This is a genomic window from Janibacter sp. FSL W8-0316, assembly GCF_038004165.1.
GTDB lineage: Bacteria > Actinomycetota > Actinomycetes > Actinomycetales > Dermatophilaceae > Janibacter > Janibacter indicus.
This window is the reverse complement of record NZ_JBBOQX010000001.1, coordinates 884346-901967: the sequence shown is the minus strand read 5'-3', so window position 1 is coordinate 901967 and position 17622 is coordinate 884346. Positions and strand designations below refer to the sequence as shown.

Sequence of the window (17622 nt, the reverse complement as noted above, 5' to 3'; positions counted from 1 at the left end):
GGGTAGTCTTCGCCCTCATGAGCGATGACATCCTCGAGGTGGACCTGCTGGCCTTCGAGTCCGGGGACGCTGAGCGCGAGCGGGCCGTCGTCGACGGCCTGATGACGTCGCTGGAGACCGGCTTCGTCTACGTCAAGCACGACCTGTCCGAGGACCTCATCGACAGCGCCTACGGGATGCTCGAGGAGTTCTTCACCGCCGAGCGCGAGGTCAAGGAGCAGTTCGTCGCGCCGGGCACCCACGGGCAGACCGGCTACACGGGGCTGCTCGTCGAGACCGCCGCGACCGCCGACGTCGCGGACTGGAAGGAGATGCTCAACTGGGGCCCCGCGATCCCGGCCGGGCACCCGCTGCGCACCCGCTACCCGCACCGCTACCACGACCCGGTGCTTCCCGAGTCGGCCGTGCCGGGCATCACCGAGACGCTGACGACCTTCCACCGCTCGGTCGCCGACCTGCAGCGCCGGGTGCTGCGCATCATCGCGACCGGTGTCGGTGCCCACCCCGACTACTTCGAGAAGATGCTCGTCGACGGGCCGACCCTCTCCCGCGCAATCCACTACCCGGCGATGGAGTCCGCGCCCGAGGCGCCCCACGTGTGGGCCGCGGAGCACGCCGACATCAACCTCATCACCGCCCTGCCGCGGGCGACCGCGGCCGGTCTGCAGGTGCGCCTCAAGGACAGTGGCGAGTGGATCGACGCGATCGCCCCCGACGGCGGCGCGATCATCAACACCGGCCTCATGCTCGAGGTCGTGACCAACGGCGTCATCGAGCCCGGCATCCACCGGGTCGTCGCGGCCCCCGGCCAGGAGGGCGACCGCTACTCCGTCGTGCAGTTCACCCACCCGACGCCGTGGACGGTCCTCAGCCCGCTCGTGTCGACGGTCACCGAGGCGACCCCGCAGCTCTTCTCGCCGATCAGCGCGGCCGATGCCCTCGACCTCGTCCTCTACGAGATCAACCTCATCGAGGACGCGCGGCGCGTCTGAGGTCGGGTCGCGGCCTGACACAATGACGCTGGCGCCCCCTCGGGGCGTCCGGGGCCTGTAGCTCAGTTGGTAGAGCACCGCGTTTACACCGCGGGTGTCGTCGGTTCGAGCCCGGCCGGGCCCACATGAGCCACCTTCGCCTCCAGGACGTCCTGGCGGTCCTCGAGCAGACCTTCCCGCTCGACTCGGCGCAGTCGTGGGACCGCGTCGGCCTCGTGACCGGCGACCCCGAGCAGCCCGTGCGGCGCATCCACGCCGCGGTCGACCCGACCCTCGCCGTCATCGAGGAGGCCCGCGAGGCCGGAGCGGACCTGCTCGTCACGCACCACCCGTTGCTCCTGCGCGGCGTGCACTCGGTCGCCACGACGAGCGCGAAGGGAGCGGCCGTCACCTCGCTCGTCGTCGGAGACGTCGCCCTCTACGTCGCGCACACCAACGCCGACGTCGCCGAGCCGGGCGTCAACACCGCCCTGGCCACCGCGTGCGGCCTGACGACGAGCGAGCCGCTGAGCGTCGAGGAGGGCCGCCCCATGGGACGCGTCGGTGACCTCGACGAGCCGGTGACCCTCGCGGACTTCGCGTCGGGCCTGGCGGCGGCGCTCCCTTGGGCACCGGCGGGGGTGCGGGTGTGCGGCCCGCCCGACGCGCATGTGCGCCGCGTGGCCCTGCTCGGCGGGGCCGGTGACGGGCTGCTCGACGCGGCGGCCGCGGCTGGTGCGGACGTCTACGTCACCTCCGACCTGCGCCACCACCCGGTGCTCGAGGCCCGCGAGGAGGCCACGAGTCGGGGTGGCACCCCCTTCGTCGTCGACGCCGGTCACTGGGCCACCGAGTCGCTGTGGCTGCGCGAGATGCTCGAGCGTCTCGTGGGGTCGCTCGCCGCGGCGGGGCACGATGTGATGGGCTTGGACACCCACGTGAGCACCATCTGCACCGACCCGTGGACCTTCACCGTCGGCGCCCGACCCCTCCAAGGAGACCCGCAGTGAAGGCAGACCCCTTCGTCCAGGCACGACTCCTCGAGCTGCAGGCTCTCGACACGAGGCTGCAGCAGATCGACCACGCGCGCACCCGCGTGCCGCAGATCGCGGCGCTCGCGGAGGCGCGGAGCCGGTTGCAGCAGGTGAGCGACGACGTGGTCCGTGTCGAGACGGGTCTGTCCGACATCCGTCGCGAGGTCGAGCGGGCCGAGTCCGACGTGCAGCAGGTGCGCGACCGGGCGGCCCGCGACCAGGCGCGGCTCGAGGCCGGCACCGGCATGACCTCCAAGGACCTCACCTCGCTCCAGCACGAGCTGCAGACCCTCGCGCGTCGGCAGGCCGAGCTCGAGGACGTCGAGATCGAGGTCATGGAGCGCCAGGAGGGCGCCGAGGCCCGGCTCACCGAGCTGACCACCGAGCGCGACGCGGCGCAGGCCGAGGTCGACCGACTCACGGCCGAGCGGGACACTGCCGTGGGTGACCTCGACGCCGAGCGGGTCGAGGTCGAGCGGCCGCGAGCCGACCTCGTCGGCGGCATCGACGACAAGCTCCTCGCCCTCTACGACCGCATCCGGGACAGCTCGGGCGGTCTCGGGGCGGCGGAGTTCACGCACGGCCGCTGCGGCGGCTGCCGGCTGGAGCTCAACCCGGTCGACGTCTCGGCCATCGAGCGGGCCGCGAGCGACGAGGTCGTGCGGTGCGAGGAGTGCGGCCGCATCCTCGTGCGCACCCATACCGAGAGCTGATGGGTCGCACGCTCCGCGTCGAGGCCGACGGTGGGTCCCGCGGCAACCCCGGCGTGGCCGGTTACGGCGCACTCGTGCGTGACGAGGCCGGGACCGTCCTCGTCGAGCTCGCCGCCCCCATCGGCACCGCGAGCAACAACGTCGCCGAGTACCGAGGCATGCTCGCCGGGCTGGCGGCGGCACATCGGATCAGCGCCGACGCCGAGGTCGTCGTCGCCATGGACTCCCAGCTCGTCGTCGAGCAGATGTCCGGTCGCTGGAAGGTCAAGCACCCCGACATGCGCGCCCTCGCGCAGCAGGGCCGCGACCTCGTCGCCCGCATCGTCGACGCCGGTGGCAGTGTCGACTTCGTGTGGGTGCCACGAGCGGACAACTCCGCGGCCGATGCTCTGTCCAACCGGGGCATGGACGGTGACGAGGTCGAGGACTGGCACGCCGACGAGCAGGAGCGCGACGACCTCGCGCCCTCCCGTGACGGCGAGCAGGAGCCGGCTCGACCATGGAGCGGCCGGGGCACCCCGACGCGCGTGGTGCTCGTGCGCCACGGGGTTACCGCGTTCACCGAGCAGGGGCGCCTCGACGGGCGAGGTGGGTACGACCCGGACCTCACCGACGCCGGCCGGCGCCAGGCGCAGCGAGCGGCCGATCTCGTCGCAGGGCTCGTCGGGGACGACCCCGTGCAGGTCCTCACGTCGGACCTGGCCAGGGCGCGGCAGACCGGAGCGGTGATCGCCGAGCGGCTCGGGACCGCGATCGAGGTCGATCGGGACTGGGACGAGCAGTCCTTCGGCGACTGGGACGGCGCCGCGGTGCGTGACCTCGTCAAAGATGCTGCCGAGGACTTCCGGGCGCTGCGCGACGACCGGGGTTACGCCCGGCCCGGGGGAGAGAGCCACGACGAGATGGTCGAGCGGGTGCTCGGTGCGTGGGAGCGGGTGGTCGCGCGCGGGGGCACGGTCGTCGTCGCGAGTCACCGCAAGCCCATCCTCGCGGTGCTCGGTCTGGTCCTGGGTCTCCCGCACGAGTCCATGTGGCGGATCGCGGGGTCACCCGGGTCCCTCACCGGCATCGAGGCCTGGCCCGACGGGCAGGCTGTCGTCGCCTTCACCAACCGCACCTGAGAGGCGCCGACATCGACGACCTGCCCACCTGGCTCACGGCCTCCGGACTCGTCGGGGCCGTGCTCTTCGGGCTGCTCTCCGCCTACTTCCCGCCGCTCAACGCCGAGATCTACGCCATCGCCGCCCCGGTGATCTTCCCCGAGACCTGGGCGCTGCACGTGGCGGCCATGACCGCCGGACTCGTCGCGGGCAAGATGACCCACTTCGTGGCCGCCGCCAAGGGGGCCGAGGCCTACACCCGGCGACGCGAGGCCAAGGAGGCCCGCGAGGCGCAGGAGGCGGCCGACCAGCGCCGCACCGTCGGTCCGGTCCGCGAGCGCCTCACCCGGTGGAGCAAGGCGATGATCGACGTCCTCGACCGCCCGCGTCTGGGGCCGCTGGTCATGCTCGCCAGCTCGGGCATCGGCTTCCCGCCGCTGGCCGTCGTCACCGTCGCCGCCGGGATCAAGCGGGTCAGCGCGGTCACCTTCCTCGCCGTGACGACGATCGGCTGCCTCGCCCGTTTCCTCGCGACATCGTGGCTGGTCAGCCACGGCGTCTCCCTGGGGCACTGACGCCCGCACCCGCCGACGTCTCGGGTGCTGACCCGAGCGGGGCGTGTGGGGGAGCGGTGACTAGCCTGACGCCATGAGTCAGCACGCAGACCTCACCCCCCAGGAGGCGTGGGAGCGCCTCGAGAGCGACCCCCACGCGGTGCTCGTCGACGTGCGCACGCAGGCCGAGTGGTCCTTCGTCGGGCTGCCCGACCTGACGTCGATCGGCAAGCGGGTCGTCCCCGTCGAGTGGACGACCTTCCCCGACGGCGCTCCCAACCCGCACTTCCTCGACCAGCTGCGCACCGCGCTGCCGAGCGAGGACGCACCCGTGCTCTTCCTCTGCCGCTCGGGCGCCCGCTCCACCGCCGCGACCGCGGCAGCCACCGCGGCCGGGTACACCGCGGCACACAACGTCACCGAGGGCTTCGAGGGAGAACTCGACGCGCAGGGCCACCGCGCCGTCAACGGCTGGAAGCAGGCCGGCCTGCCGTGGAGGCAGGGGTGAGCGCGACTCCCTTCGGCCCGGGCAACCCTCGTCCCTACCTCGATCCCGAGGGGCTGTCCCCGCAGACCCTCGCGGTGCGGGGCGGGCAGGCCAGGTCGACCTTCGACGAGACCTCCGAGGCGCTCTACCTGACCTCCGGCTTCGTCTACGGCAGCGCCGAGGAGGCGGAGGCGGCCTTCACCGACGAGGTGGAGAAGTTCGTCTACTCGCGCTACGGCAACCCGACCGTGGCGATGCTCGAGGAGCGGCTGCGGCTGCTCGAGGGAGCCGAGGGGGCCTACGCGACGGCATCGGGCATGTCCGCCGTCTTCACCGCCCTCGCGGCGCTCCTGGCACGTGGGGACCGAGTCGTCTCCTCCCGTGGCCTCTTCGGCAGCTGCTTCGTCATCCTCGACGAGATCCTGCCGCGGTGGGGTGTCGAGACCGTCTTCGTCGACGGCCCGGACCTTGACCAGTGGCGTGAGGCGCTGTCCGAACCGACGACCGCGGTGTTCTTCGAGACGCCGAGCAACCCGATGCAGGAGCTCGTCGACATCGCCGCCGTGAGCGAGCTCGCGCACGCCGCGGGCGCGCAGGTCGTCGTCGACAACGTCTTCGGCACACCGGTCTTCTCACGTCCCCTCGAGCACGGTGCCGACATCGTCGTCTACTCGGCGACCAAGCACATCGACGGCCAGGGCCGCGTGCTCGGCGGCGCGATCCTCGGGCCGCAGGACTACATCGACGGCCCCGTCCGCAACCTCATCCGGCACACCGGTCCGTCGCTGTCGCCCTTCAACGCCTGGGTGCTGCTCAAGGGCCTGGAGACGATGGACCTGAGGGTGCGGCGCATGGCCGAGTCCTCGCTCGCGGTCGCCCGGGCCCTGCAGGAGCACCCCAAGGTGGCCCGGGTCATCCACCCGTGGCTCCCGGAGCACCCCCAGCACGAGCTGGCTCGGCGGCAGATGACCGGGGGTGGCACGGTCGTCACCTTCGACATCGAGGGGGGCAAGGCCGAGGCCTTCGCGGTGATGAACTCGCTGCGCACCGTCGACATCTCCAACAACCTCGGCGACTCCAAGTCACTCATCACCCACCCGGCGACGACGACCCACCGCCGCATGGGCGAGGAGGCACGGGCCGCGATCGGCATCACCGACGCCACCCTGCGCATCTCGGTGGGTCTCGAGGCCGCCGACGACCTCGTCGCCGACCTGCGCCGCGCGCTGGGGTGAGCTGAGGCGCCGCGGTCACCCCGAGCGCGGTGCCCGCGGGTAGATCGCCCGTGCCGGGCACATGCGCTCGACGGTCGCGGCCTCCGCGGGGCTCGCCCGGTCGTCGAGGACAACGGGATAGCCCTCGGGGTCGAGCACCCACCCGTCGAGGAGCGCGGCGCACACCCCGTGACCGGTGCAGGCGACCCGGTCGACCGCGAGGTGGACGACGTGGGCCTCCGGCTGGCGCTCACCACCGACACCTGCCTGCGCCGTGCGCCACGAGATGACCGCCGTAGGCCCGCAGCGCCGAGCGGACGAGCGCCGCGACCCCGTCGGGGAAGCGGCACGCCCCGCGGCCAGGCAGCAGCCCGAGCCGGTCGTGCAGCGCCTCGAGCTGGCTCGGCCCGGGGTGCGTGAGCACCGCGTCGATGTCGCGGGCCAGGGCGGGCAGGCCGAACATGCACGGACCGCACTGCCCAGCGGACTCGCCGGCCGCGTGGTGCACGCGGGCGGCGACCTGCTCGAGCGGGCAGGTGCGGGGGGCGAGCGCCTCGATCGTGCCGGCACCGATGCGCGCGCCGAAGGGGGCCAGCCCAGCAGTCGACCACCTCGCCTGCTGCGCCTCACCCGGAGCGAGGAGACCACCGGCGAGGCCACCGACGAGGACGGGTCGGTCGTGGTCGCGCTCGAGGCCTCCGGCAGCGAGCAGATCGGCGAGAGCGAGCCCGGCCGCGGTGTCGAGGACCCCGGGACGCGGGAGGTGACCGGTGAGCGTCACCAGACGCGGGCCCGGCTCGTCGGGCGTGCCGTGGCTGCGGAACCACGCGGGGCCGCGCTCGCTCACCTGGGTCACGCGCCAGGCGGTCTCGGCGTTGACGACGAGCGTCGGTGTCACCGGGCGGCCCGCCCCGTCGCGGCCACCGAGCACGATGGGGACCCGGGCGGTCATCGGCCGAGCGAGGCCGCCCGCGGCGAGCGAGACGAGTGCCGACTCCTGCGAGGAGACGTAGCGCGCCGGGACCTCGAGCGTCGGCACACCGCCGGCCTGCAGGCCCGCGAGGGTCGCGCTGCCCTGGTGGGCGGCGAAGCGCACCGGAGCGCCGCCGGCGAGCAGCCCCGCCCCGTGGACGAGCTCGGCCAGGTGCTCGCGCACGACCCAGGCGTCCTTGAGCGAGCCCGGCTCGCCGTCGCAGGCGTTGACGATCAGCTCGGCGTGGGAGGCGCGAGCGGCCCGCAGCTTCGCGCCGGTGGGGAAGGCGCCGCCGCCCCGGCCGGTGAGGCCGGCCTCGTCGAGCAGGTCGGCGAGGGCGAGGTTCGTGACGACGGTCATGACCAGACCCCCGCGGCGGCCGTGGCCCGCTGCCGGGCGTCGTGGTGGGGCACGAGCAGCCGCCAGGCGATCGCCGCGCCACCCACGAGGGCGCAGCCGATGCTCGCCCAGCGCAGCAGCGGGGTGGTCGAGGTCCCGAGAGCGATGCCGTGGACGACGGCGACGGGCCACAGGGCGTAACCGGTGAGGTGCACGAGCCGCCAGACGTGCTCCGGGATCCGGTGCCGCAGCGCGGAGGTGACGACGACGGCGACGAGGACGTCGAGCGCGAGGGTCCCCAGACCGACCCACAGCCGCTCGTAGCCCGAGGTGAAGGGCAGCACGAGCGAGAGCCAGCCGATGTCGACCCAGGTCTCCACGATCGCCGTGACGACGTGCGCGACGACGAAGGTGCCGATACCGAGACCGAGCCAGCGGTGCACGGCGGTGACCGTGGCCCGGGTCGACGGGGAGCCCGAGCGGGAGCCCGACAGCGCGACGCCCAGCGCGAGGACCGCGGTCAGCAGCACGAGGCTCACCACACCGGTGGCCCGGGAGGTGACCCAGAGCAGCTCGTTGGTCGTCATGCCGACCGCACCCCCGCTCGCTGCCGGCGTCCGCCAGCGGACCAGCCGCGCGTCGTGACGACCGTGCCGTCGTGGCGCATGAGTCGGGCGGGCACCCCGTGCCGGGCGAGCCACGTCGGGGCGGCCTCGCCGAGCACGACCGCTGTCGTGGACGCCGCATTGGCGTCGAGGGCGGACCGGGCGGCGCAGGTCACCTGTGCCCAGGGGCTCGCCGCGACGCGGCCGGTGCGCGGGTCGATGATGTGGTGCCGCTCCTCACCCTCGGCACGCCACGTGCGTGCTCGGGTCGACGAGGTGGCGAAGGCCTGGCTCTCCATGCGCACGACCTCGGCCACGTGCCCGTCGGGGTCCTCGACCCCGAGCTGCCAACCGTGCAGCGGTCGTGGACCGGAGCTCGCGACGTCACCGCCGAGGTCGACGAGGAAGCCGCCGGGCAGGAAGCGCACGAGCTCGGCCGCGATCGTGTCGGCGGCGTGCGCCTTGCCGCTCGCCCCGAGGTCGAGCAGGGTGCCGCGCGGCAGGCTCACCGTGCCGTCCGGGTGCAGCCGCACGCTGCCCCAGCCCGGCACGTCGGGCGGCAGCGGGGCACGAGGAGCCGGCGGGGCGCTCCCTTCGCGCTCGTGGACCCGGTCGAGGTCGGTGTCGTAGCCGGCACGCACGAGGGCACCGCCGATCGTCGGGTCGACGATGCCCTCGCTCAGCCGGTGGGCTCGATCGGCCGCCCGCAGGTGCTCGCGGACCAGGGCCGAGACCGGCCAGCCGCGCTCGGCGGTGGTGAGCACATGGGCGAGCAGGTTGACCTCGGAGTCGGCACGAAACCGCGAGATCGCGGCGTCGAGCCGCTCCAGCTGCGTCGCCACCAGACGCATCGCCGCATCGATCTGGGCCGGGTCCGTGGCCGCGACCCGGACCGTCGTGCCGATGGCGCTCAGCTCGCCGGTGGCTCTCATGACGCCCTCGTCGTGCTGTCGACGCCCATCTGGCGACCGGGACCGACCTGCTGGACGGTGCCGAAGCCGTCCGAGGTCCCGGTGTCGGTGCTGCCTTCGGTGGTGCTGCTGCCGGTGTCGACGTCGGTGGTGCCGGGACCGGTGCTGCTCGTCGTCGCCGCGGAGACGGTCGGGTCGAGCGTCTGGGCCAGGCCGAGGCCGATCGAGCCGGCCGCGAGGGCGCCGGCTCCGAGGGCGGCAGCCGTGATGGTGCGGGCTCGACGAAGGGGGCGGGGGAGTGGGGTCATGGGAGCCTCCTGTGGGGGGTGCTCCCACGATGGCGGCCGCGCCTGTCGGTGTGCTGTGGTTGGTCTGTGGCTTCGCTCGGGGCGCCGTCGGGTCAGGCCGCCAGCGCGATCAGGGCCGCGCCGCCCGCGACGAGGGCGACGGCGAGGCCCTGGGCCACCAGGGCGCCGGGGCCGATGCGTACGCCCGCAGCCCGGACCCGGTGCAGCCACAGCAGGGTGGCGAGCGACCCCCACGGGGTGACGATCGGCGCGACGTTGGTGCCGACGAGCAGCGCCACGAGCCGCGTGGGTGTCGTCCCGGCAGCCGCCTCGAGGGCGAGATAGCCCGGCAGGTTGTTGAGCAGGTTGGCTGCCAGCGCGCCGAGGCCGGCGACGCGCGCGAGGTCCCCCACGCCCTCGCCCGAACCCGACAGGTCGGCCAGCACGGCTCCCGCGCCCGCGTCGAGCAGCAGCTGCACGAGCACGAAGAGACCGGCGACGACGAGGGCCATGCCCCACGGCGGACGGACCCGGCGCAGCAGGAAGGGGGCACGCCACGCCATCGCGACGACGAGGACGAGGGCGGCCACGGACGCGACGAGCCACGGCTGCAGACCCACGGCGAAGAGCGGCGCGCTCACGAGACATGTGAGCGCCGCGATCCGCAGCAGGACGCGGTCGTGGGGCGCTGCCGGGGGCTCGACGGCGTAGCGTCCGGTCAGCCCGCGACGGTGCACGAGCCCGATGACGAGCAGGGTGCCCGCGACCGCGGCGAGACCGGGCAGGAGGGTCAGTCGCACGAAGTCGCCGTGGCCTGCGCCCAGCGTCGCGAGGTGCTGCACGGCGAGCAGGTTGGTGAGGTTGGAGACGGGGAGGAAGAGCGAAGCGGTGTTGGCCAGGAAGAGCGTCGTCAGCGCGAAGGGGGCTGCTCCCACCCCGACCTGCCGAGCCACCGTGAGCGCGACCGGCGTGAGCAGCACTGCGGTCGTGTCGAGCCCGAGGAAGGTCGTGACGAGGACCGCCAGCGCGGCGAGCAGCAGCCACAGCACGACGGTGTGGTGACCGGCCAGGCGGGCCGTGGCGTGACCCGCGACGTCGAAGACGCCCGCGAGGTCGGCGATCTCGGCGACGACGGTGATGGCCACGAGGAAGGCCATGACCGGAAGGGTCCGGGCGAGGACCTCGGCGGCCTCGGCGGTGCTCACCTCACGGTGGTGTCGAGCACCCAGGGCTGGCCCGGCCGTGCCGGCTCGGTGAGGCCGACCTCGAAGGCCGGCTCAAGCGCGCGGGCGAGCGCCGCGGGCGTCCGCGGCTCCCGGTCGACCCCGAGCAGGTGTCGGGTCACCAGACCGCGGGTGTGCTTGGCCATGTGGGTCGCCCCAGGGACCCGCACCTGCACCCAGCGCCGGGCGGTCTCGCCGCTGGGGGTCCAGGCCGCGGTGTAGGTGCTCGACCGGCAGTCGACGACGAGCCCGGTCCCCGCCGCGGCGGTCAGCTCGTCGTCGAGGACGGGCCGCCAGTGCCCGGCGAGCGGGCCCACCCCGGGCAGGTTGACCGCCATCGACAGGCGGTAGGGCGGGATCCGGTCGGTGGGCCGGACCGCGCCGAAGAGCGCCGAGACGACGACGATCCAGCGGTTGGCCCGCCGGCGCTGCCCGGGGGTGAGGTCGCCGAGGTCGAGGGCGTCGTAGAGGACGCCGGTGTAGACCTGCGCGGCCGGGGGAGCGGGAGTGCTCATCAGGGCGGTGTTGCGGGCGACCTCGTCGACGAGGTTGGGGCTGACGCCGAGGACCTCGTGGGCGTCGTGGGCGGCGCTCGCCGCGGCGAGCGCGTCGAGCACCTGCTGCCGGTGCGCGGTGAGTGTGGGGAAGGACAGCCGCCCGAGGTCGAGGGGCGTGCCGCGCGAGCGGCCGGTCTTGGACTCCGAAGGGGGCAGCAGCACGAGCACCCCCCGGACGATACGTCAGCCACCTAAGGTGGCTGGCATGGCAGCCGCACAGCGAACCGTCACCCTGCGCCCGAGCGACCCCCAGTCCGGGGAGGTGGTCGCCGCCGCGGGGCTCACGGAGCGCTTCGACGCGATCCGGGCCGAGCAGGAGGTGCCCGACGAGTTCCCCGCGGACGTGCTGGCCGAGGCCGAGCGCGTTGCGGCCCAGCCGCTCTCGCAACCGGAGCGCGACGAGAGCGACCTCCCCTTCGTCACCATCGACCCGCCCGGCTCGATGGACCTCGACCAGGCCATGCACCTGTCGCGGGAGGGCGACGGCTACCGGGTGCGCTACGCGATCGCGCACCTCGAGTCCTTCGTCGAGCCGGGTGGGGCCATCGACGCAGAGGCTCGTCGTCGCGGGCAGACGATCTACGCGCCCGACGAGCGCACGCCGCTGCACCCGCCGGTGCTCAGCGAGGGTGCGGCCAGCCTCCTGCCGGAGGAGGTCCGCCCCGCCTACGTCTGGGACATGCGGCTCGACGCGACGGGCGCCCACACCTCGGCCGAGCTCTACCCGGCGCTGGTGCGCAGCGCCGAGCGGCTGGAGTACACGGCCGTCCAGGCGGCCGTCGACGCTGGTACCGACGACGAGCGGCTGGTGCTGCTCAAGGAGATCGGCGAGCTGCGGATCGCGCTCGAGCAGGAGCGCGGCGGCGCCTCGCTGCCGATGCCGGACCAGCAGGTCGAGGAGGTCGACGGAGGCTTCCGACTCCATCTGCGACCGCTCGTGCCCGCGGAGGACTGGAACGCCCAGATCTCGCTGCTCACCGGCATCGTCGCGGCCGAGATGATGCTCGAGGCCGGGGTGGGGATCCTGCGCACCATGCCCGAACCCGAGGAACGCGACGTGCAGCAGCTGCGCCGGATCGCCCGAGCCCTCGGCGTCGAGTGGGCCGAGGGCACCGACCACGGGACCTTCCTGCGGTCCCTCGACGGGACCGACCCCAAGCACCTCGCGCTGATCCACGAGTCGACCGTGCTCTTCCGCGGGGCTGGCTACACGGCCTTCGACGGCGAGCCCCCCGAGGTCGTCGAGCAGGCGGCCATCGCTGCTCCCTATGCCCACGTGACGGCACCCCTGCGTCGTCTCGTCGACCGCTTCGGGCTGGCGCTGTGCGCCGCGGTGAGTGCCGGCGCGGAGGTGCCCGGGTGGGTGCGCGAGGCGCTCCCGCTCCTGCCGGAGCTCATGGAAGCCTCCGACCGGCGGGCGGGCGCCTTCGAGCGGGCCACGACGGACGCCGTGGAGGCCGCGACCCTGGCCGACCGGGTGGGGCAGTCCTTCGACGCGGTGGTCGTCGACGTCCCGGAGGGCGACGACGGCAAGGGGCGCGTCCAGATCCAGCTCGTGGACCCGCCCGTGATGGCCAAGGCATCGGGTGCCGCGGAGCTCGGCGCCGAGGTCACCGTGCGGCTCGAGAGCGTCGACCTGGCGAAGGGCAGGGTCGAGCTCACGGTGGTGTGAGCCCCGCGTGCGACGGGTGGTTGTCGCTCCCTTCGTCCGTGGGCTAGGGTGGGGCCAGCGAAAGGGAGTAGTCCCCAACAGGTGTGTCGACACACTGAGCCTGAGGTTTCGGCCCCGGCTCCGGCACATCGGGCCAGCACCACTGGCGGACGAGACTTTCGACCGGTTTGTCATACGACGTCCCGGTCGAGGCTCGTCGCACGCAGGCTCCTCGTCCGGGCTGGACGAGGAGTTTTTTCATGTTCTCAGCACTGGTGCTCAGCACCGTGGTCATCTTCGTCGCCGAGCTCGGCGACAAGAGCCAGCTCATGGCGATGACCTTCGCGACCCGCTACCGGGCACGTGACGTCATCCTCGGCATCACCGCCGCGACGGCCGTCGTGCACCTGGCGTCGGTCGGCATCGGCTACTTCATCGGCGCGAGCTTCGAGCGCTACCAGGGACCGATCGCCATCGCTGCCGGCATCGCCTTCCTCGGCTTCGCCGCGTGGACCCTGCGCGGCGACGAGCTCACCGACGAGGAGGCGCAGAAGGCGCGCAAGGCGAAGGGGTCGGCCCTGCTGGCCGTCGGTCTGGCCTTCTTCCTCGCCGAGCTCGGCGACAAGACGATGCTGGCGACGATCACCCTCGCGGTGCGCGAGAACTGGTTCGGCACGTGGATCGGCTCGACCGTGGGCATGGTCGCGGCCGATGCGCTCGCCATCGGCGTCGGCGCCCTGCTCGGGCGCAAGCTGCCCGAGAGGGTCATCAAGTACGGGGCGGCAGCCGCCTTCGCCATCTTCGGACTGGTCCTGATCGCCGAGGGCGCGGGGTGGCTGGGCTGACCTGCGCCGCACCGTAGAATGCTCGTCGGATGAGTCGGCCGGACGGCTGCGTCACCGCCTCGGCGGTGTCGAGGAAAGTCCGGGCTCCACAGGGCAGGGTGGTGGCCAACAGCCACCCGGGGTGACCCGCGGGACAGTGCCACAGAAAGCAGACCGCCTCGACGACCTCGGTCGTCGCGGTAAGGGTGAAACGGTGGTGCAAGAGACCACCAGCGATCCGGGTGACCGGATCGGCTCGGTAAACCCCACCCGGAGCAAGTCCAGACAGTGTGCGTCCGAGGGCGGCCCGCCCGAGCACACGGGTAGGACGCTGGAGGTCGTCGGCAACGGCGACCCGAGATGGATGGCCGTCACCCCGGTCCGGGCAACCGGCCCGGGGGACAGAACCCGGCTTACAGGCCGACTCATCCCCACATCTTGCGGCGGCGTTGGGGTTTCGCCCGACATGCCGGGCGAAACGCGGGGGTTGCGGGGAGTCACGGCGTATCGCGGGGTGCCGTGAGAAACGGACCAGAGACGGACCTGGGTAGGTCCTGATGGACCAGAGACAGACCAAGATCACCGCCTTCGTCCACAGGCTCGCTTGTCGTCGAGTCGTCATCCACAGGTGGTGACGAAGGGGGTGCATCTCGCCCGGAATCACCCCACCCTTTTCACAGGGCCGGGATCACCCGCGTGATGGTCAGCCCTCGGTCGCCTGCCCCGTGCGCCTGGTCGGCGGGGCGGGTGGCCGGTACTCTGGTGGTGGTGATCCGTCCTAGGAATCGGTGATCGCCCAGCCTCAACCCCCGCCGCTCAGGGAGCAGCGGGGGTGCTGTGCGTCGCGGTACTCTGGTGGTGCTAGACGGTTGACCTAGGAAGAGCCGCCGAGCACGTCCTACGCCCTCGGGTCAGAGCTTCGGGCTCACAACTCGGGGGCGTAGTTCCGTCCGGTCTCCGTGGCGTTGTCCCTGCAGGTCGCTACGGTGTCCCGGTGGGCGACTGGGAGAAGCATCCGAAAAAGGAACTCGAGAGCGTGCTGGGTGAGTTCGCTCTCGCGGGATGGAGGGTGTCTCGCAAGAAGCGCTACTATCGGGTCCTCTGTCCGTGCGGGCATCACCAGCGGTCCATCCACCTCTCGCCGTCGGACCCTGCCTACGCCAAGAACGCGCTAATGTGGCTGTATCGACAGCCGTGCTATGAAGGGAGCCAGTGATGACGACGACGGTCCACGTCACCCACTTCTTCACGACCGCATCCCCGCACGTGCTCGACGAGTGCGACCTCCTCATGGACGAGCTCATGGAACTCGAAGAGGCAGACTCCAGCGTGCGTGACGCAGCGGTGAGTGCTGACTCCGACCAGGGCATCGTCGAGGTCGAGGTGCTCGCTGACGGCTACGACGAGTCGGATGCGCAGCGTGCCGCGGTGGCGCGCATCCGAGCGGCGGTCGCCCGGGTAGTCCCCCTTCGCGGATCCATGCGTCAGCGGGACGTGACGGCCGAGCCCGTCCCCTGCTGACCCCCCTGACGACACACGAAGAGCCCCCCCACCTCCGCAGAGGCGGGGGGCTCGCTCGTGCGGGTCGGGTCAGGCGCGCAGGCTGTCGTCGTGCTTGGACTCGTAGCCGGCGGGCGTGTTGGCGGTGGCGGTCCCGAACCCGAGGCCGCCGAGGATGAGCCCGGCGAACTCGACCCAGTCGCCTTGGCTGGCCTTGTATGCGCTGAGGGCGAGTGCCGCGAGGGCAAGCAGGGCGTACACGTACTTCCGGTACTTGGCCGGGATGGTGGTGAGGATCTGCATGTCAGGCTCCGTTCTCTCGGTTCGGTGCGTACTTCCGGACTCTGGCGAGCGCGGAGGTGGCGAAGATGCGGTGGTCGTCCCAAGCCGCGCGGTCGGCTGCCTTGCCGTAGAGCGGACGGGCGACGATGACCCAAATCCCAGGCAGGCGGATGGTCCAGCATCGGCGGCAGAGCATCACGGCCACGGCCATGTACTCACGGGCGTCGGTGTAGTCCCTGACGTAGGCAGGGCGGCTTCGGTGCCAGTCGACGACCGTGAGGACGTCCCGGGCCGCGAGCCACAGGACGCCGAGAGTGATGACGCTTGCCCCGACGAATCGCACGAGCCAGTCGACAGCCTCCACGGTCAGGCTCCGATCGAGGGTGCGTGGTGGGACAGGCGGTGTGCGGCGGCCATGAGCAGCAGCGCCCCGGCCATGACGAGCCCGAGCGCCCGGGCGATCACGCGGTCGTAGTCGCGGCAGTGGAGGGCGTCGGTCCGGCGAGGATGAGGGCGCGGGGGCTCATCGCTTGTGCTGCTCTCGCATGGCGCGCCAGGCAGCGTCCGTGGCCTCGCCCCAATCGCCATCGACGTCGACCTTGAGCGCCCACTGGATGGCGCGGCGCATCGAGTCGGACGTCTGCTTGCCCTGGGGCGGGAGCGGCGCGGTCGCCCGTAGCGGACGCGGTCCCAGACGCCGGGCTTCATGCCGGGCTTGAGGGTACGGCGCAGGGCGAGGGCCTGCCGTTCGGTGAGGCCGTCCCAGATGCCGGTGTCATCGAGGCCGAGGACGCGCTGCAGGCGGGCGACGTCCTCACGGGCGTAGGTCTGGGCGGCACTCGTCTTCGCGGGGGTCGCACCACTGACGGGCATCCCGGTCTTGACCCACGCGATCAGCTTGGGGCCGGGGCAAGCGGTCGGGTAGTCATAGCCGTGCCACGACTTGGCGAGGCCCTTGCCGGTGCGTCGGCACGCCTCGTCGTACAGCCAGCGGGCGGCGCGCTTGGCGGCCTCGGTGGGCTCCTGGTCGCCGCCGACGCCGATGTAGATTCCGAGCCCGTCGGTGTTGTGGCCGGGGCAGTGGGCGCCGACCTTGTCCCAGCCGCGGCCTTCGAAGATCTCGCCGGCCTGCGACACGATGAAGTGGTATCCGACTCCGCTCCAGCCGTTGGCGAGGTGGATGGCCTCGATCTCCTTGGGGACGTTCCGGGAGGCGTGGGCGGAGTGGCGACTCGCCCACCCTGCCTGCGTGGACATGGCCGAGCGGGCGAGTGCATAATGCGTCTCAGCGATTCGTCATGTCCTCGGGCTGGTCGGGTCGCTTCGCTACTTCCCGAGGTCGGTCAGCAGCGACGCCATGAACGCGTCGAAGCCATCTCGCCCCTCGCCGATCCTGACGTTCACCGTGACCATCCTGTCGCCGTAATGGAGTTCAACCGGAGCGGAGTGCCGCGGCCACCCTTCGTTGTTGGGACGCCCGTCCGGGGTGATGCGCGACCACGCGTAGGCAGAATGCTGCCGCCCGCCCGGCTCGTCGCTCGACAAGCGGACCTCACTCAATGCTCCACGGGGCACCAGAGTCACGTCCGTCGCGCCCTTCAGGGGCCCGCCGAGATGGTCGTGGTTCCGCATCTCGTCCGCCAGGTCGACGATGGCCATCACCGACTCCGTGAACACCAGCAGCTGCCCGCTGACGCTCATGTCCTCGTCCGTCAGGTGCCCATCGACCCAAATCACCTCTTGCCTGCCCAGGACCGTCGCGAGGCGGTCCGCCACGTGACGGTGCACGGACACGTGCGAGCCCGACATCAACTCCCCGAGCCGGATCACCCATTGCTCGTGCTCGTCCTTGTCGACCATTTGAACTCCCCTTCATCAACTGCCCCCTCCGGGTGAGGAGGCCGAGATGACCAGCGTGGCACCTACCACCGACAGCTACCGCTTGCCGCCGACTGGAGTCGACGCAGGGGCCCGGTCGCTTCGCTCGTACCGGGGGTGTCGGTGTCGCGCTCTACGCTCAGCGACATGAGCGAACTCGACAGCAACCAAGCCCACATTCGACTCCTCGGGATGGCCCAGACCCTCTTCGGCGACCTCAGCCGCGGTGAGGCCACGCCCGTCGGACCAACCCGAGACGTCTGCACAAACGAGGACGCCGCCCGGGCCATCGAGCACGCCGCCATCGTGCTCGACGCGATCGTGCAGGGTGAGCCCGTCGAGCAGGGCCAGGCAATCACAGCTGTCGCGCTCCTCATGCTCGCTCGTGACCAGCTTCTGCCACTTCCTGCGGTGGATGAGCCCGACATCGAGGGTGACCCCGTCAAGGCGGACCTCGTAACGATGAAGGACTACATGCGAGCAGCCGAGATGGACTTCCACATCGACGACTGACGCAGC

At 72.1% G+C, this 17622-nt stretch carries 22 protein-coding genes, 1 tRNA gene and 1 other RNA gene; 13 read left to right on the top strand and 11 right to left on the bottom strand.

Annotated elements, in window-relative coordinates; translation table 11 throughout:
* Positions 1-17 precede the first annotated feature (17 nt).
* From NYE39_RS04395 to NYE39_RS04360, 8 genes are all read left to right on the top strand, one after another.
* A complete protein-coding gene (locus NYE39_RS04395) occupies positions 18-992 on the top strand; it encodes an isopenicillin N synthase family dioxygenase (RefSeq protein WP_084451211.1) in 975 nt (324 codons plus the stop codon).
* Between the two features lie 51 nt (positions 993-1043).
* Positions 1044-1116, top strand: a tRNA-Val gene (locus tag NYE39_RS04390).
* 1 nt (position 1117) lies between these two features.
* On the top strand, positions 1118-1981 hold the full coding sequence (locus tag NYE39_RS04385) for a Nif3-like dinuclear metal center hexameric protein (protein WP_192910403.1): 864 nt from the start codon (positions 1118-1120) through the stop codon (positions 1979-1981).
* The gene (locus NYE39_RS04380; RefSeq protein WP_192910402.1) at positions 1978-2718 is read left to right on the top strand and encodes a zinc ribbon domain-containing protein; all 741 of its coding nucleotides are present in this window, start codon (positions 1978-1980) and stop codon (positions 2716-2718) included. The genes NYE39_RS04385 and NYE39_RS04380 overlap by 4 nt, the downstream gene beginning before the upstream one ends.
* On the top strand, positions 2718-3839 hold the full coding sequence (locus tag NYE39_RS04375; protein ID WP_072624850.1) for a bifunctional RNase H/acid phosphatase: 1122 nt from the start codon (positions 2718-2720) through the stop codon (positions 3837-3839). Before NYE39_RS04380 ends, NYE39_RS04375 begins: the two co-directional genes overlap by 1 nt.
* Before the next feature lie 59 nt (positions 3840-3898).
* Positions 3899-4393 carry a hypothetical protein gene (locus tag NYE39_RS04370; protein WP_072624849.1) on the top strand — a complete coding sequence of 165 codons (495 nt, stop codon included), beginning with the start codon at positions 3899-3901 and terminating at the stop codon, positions 4391-4393.
* Positions 4394-4466: 73 nt separating this feature from the next.
* Positions 4467-4880 (top strand): rhodanese-like domain-containing protein, encoded by a 414-nt coding sequence (locus tag NYE39_RS04365; protein ID WP_072624848.1) that lies wholly within the window; start codon positions 4467-4469, stop codon positions 4878-4880.
* Positions 4877-6094 (top strand): O-succinylhomoserine sulfhydrylase, encoded by a 1218-nt coding sequence (locus NYE39_RS04360; protein ID WP_094078831.1) that lies wholly within the window; start codon positions 4877-4879, stop codon positions 6092-6094. Before NYE39_RS04365 ends, NYE39_RS04360 begins: the two co-directional genes overlap by 4 nt.
* Before the next feature lie 15 nt (positions 6095-6109).
* Here the strand turns inward: NYE39_RS04360 and NYE39_RS04355 are convergent, their stop codons facing one another.
* From NYE39_RS04355 to NYE39_RS04325, 7 genes are all read right to left on the bottom strand, one after another.
* A complete protein-coding gene (locus NYE39_RS04355) occupies positions 6110-6259 on the bottom strand; it encodes a hypothetical protein (protein ID WP_192910400.1) in 150 nt (49 codons plus the stop codon).
* Positions 6260-6323: 64 nt separating this feature from the next.
* Entirely contained in the window at positions 6324-7406 is a 1083-nt protein-coding gene (locus NYE39_RS04350; RefSeq protein WP_192910399.1) for an NADH-ubiquinone oxidoreductase-F iron-sulfur binding region domain-containing protein, read from the bottom strand.
* The gene (locus NYE39_RS04345; protein ID WP_072624845.1) at positions 7403-7972 is read right to left on the bottom strand and encodes a ferric reductase-like transmembrane domain-containing protein; all 570 of its coding nucleotides are present in this window, start codon (positions 7970-7972) and stop codon (positions 7403-7405) included. Before NYE39_RS04345 ends, NYE39_RS04350 begins: the two co-directional genes overlap by 4 nt.
* Complete coding sequence (locus tag NYE39_RS04340) at positions 7969-8922, bottom strand: FAD:protein FMN transferase (protein ID WP_192910398.1); 954 nt, start codon at positions 8920-8922, stop codon at positions 7969-7971. The genes NYE39_RS04345 and NYE39_RS04340 overlap by 4 nt, the downstream gene beginning before the upstream one ends.
* A complete protein-coding gene (locus NYE39_RS04335; RefSeq protein ID WP_072624843.1) occupies positions 8919-9209 on the bottom strand; it encodes a hypothetical protein in 291 nt (96 codons plus the stop codon). Before NYE39_RS04335 ends, NYE39_RS04340 begins: the two co-directional genes overlap by 4 nt.
* A gap of 92 nt (positions 9210-9301) precedes the next feature.
* Positions 9302-10393, bottom strand: a complete 1092-nt coding sequence (locus NYE39_RS04330; RefSeq protein WP_226282557.1) for an ArsB/NhaD family transporter — start codon at positions 10391-10393, stop codon at positions 9302-9304.
* Positions 10390-11136: a YaaA family protein gene (locus tag NYE39_RS04325; RefSeq protein ID WP_192910397.1), complete on the bottom strand. Its 747-nt coding sequence runs from the start codon at positions 11134-11136 to the stop codon at positions 10390-10392. Before NYE39_RS04325 ends, NYE39_RS04330 begins: the two co-directional genes overlap by 4 nt.
* A 37-nt stretch (positions 11137-11173) precedes the next feature.
* On the opposite strand from NYE39_RS04325, the gene NYE39_RS04320 reads away from it, so the two are divergent.
* The 4 genes from NYE39_RS04320 to NYE39_RS04305 all read left to right on the top strand — a co-directional run bounded on the left by NYE39_RS04320 (position 11174) and on the right by NYE39_RS04305 (position 14964).
* On the top strand, positions 11174-12640 hold the full coding sequence (locus NYE39_RS04320) for an RNB domain-containing ribonuclease (protein ID WP_341011920.1): 1467 nt from the start codon (positions 11174-11176) through the stop codon (positions 12638-12640).
* Between the two features lie 239 nt (positions 12641-12879).
* Positions 12880-13464, top strand: a complete 585-nt coding sequence (locus NYE39_RS04315; protein WP_072624840.1) for a TMEM165/GDT1 family protein — start codon at positions 12880-12882, stop codon at positions 13462-13464.
* 30 nt (positions 13465-13494) lie between these two features.
* An RNA gene (rnpB, locus tag NYE39_RS04310) (RNase P RNA component class A) lies at positions 13495-13875 on the top strand.
* Between the two features lie 783 nt (positions 13876-14658).
* The gene (locus NYE39_RS04305; protein ID WP_072624838.1) at positions 14659-14964 is read left to right on the top strand and encodes a hypothetical protein; all 306 of its coding nucleotides are present in this window, start codon (positions 14659-14661) and stop codon (positions 14962-14964) included.
* A 69-nt stretch (positions 14965-15033) separates the two neighbouring features.
* Here NYE39_RS04305 and NYE39_RS04300 read toward each other — a convergent pair whose 3' ends face one another.
* From NYE39_RS04300 to NYE39_RS04285, 4 genes are all read right to left on the bottom strand, one after another.
* The gene (locus tag NYE39_RS04300; protein WP_072624837.1) at positions 15034-15246 is read right to left on the bottom strand and encodes a hypothetical protein; all 213 of its coding nucleotides are present in this window, start codon (positions 15244-15246) and stop codon (positions 15034-15036) included.
* Position 15247: 1 nt separating this feature from the next.
* Positions 15248-15589, bottom strand: a complete 342-nt coding sequence (locus NYE39_RS04295) for a hypothetical protein (RefSeq protein WP_072624836.1) — start codon at positions 15587-15589, stop codon at positions 15248-15250.
* Between the two features lie 2 nt (positions 15590-15591).
* Positions 15592-16482: a peptidoglycan recognition protein family protein gene (locus NYE39_RS04290; RefSeq protein WP_072624835.1), complete on the bottom strand. Its 891-nt coding sequence runs from the start codon at positions 16480-16482 to the stop codon at positions 15592-15594.
* 69 nt (positions 16483-16551) lie between these two features.
* On the bottom strand, positions 16552-17085 hold the full coding sequence (locus NYE39_RS04285) for a hypothetical protein (RefSeq protein WP_072624834.1): 534 nt from the start codon (positions 17083-17085) through the stop codon (positions 16552-16554).
* A 165-nt stretch (positions 17086-17250) separates the two neighbouring features.
* Here NYE39_RS04285 and NYE39_RS04280 point away from each other — a divergent pair, with 165 nt between their 5' ends.
* Positions 17251-17616, top strand: coding sequence for a hypothetical protein (locus NYE39_RS04280; RefSeq protein ID WP_125932825.1), 366 nt, complete (start codon positions 17251-17253; stop codon positions 17614-17616).
* Positions 17617-17622: the final 6 nt, after the last annotated feature.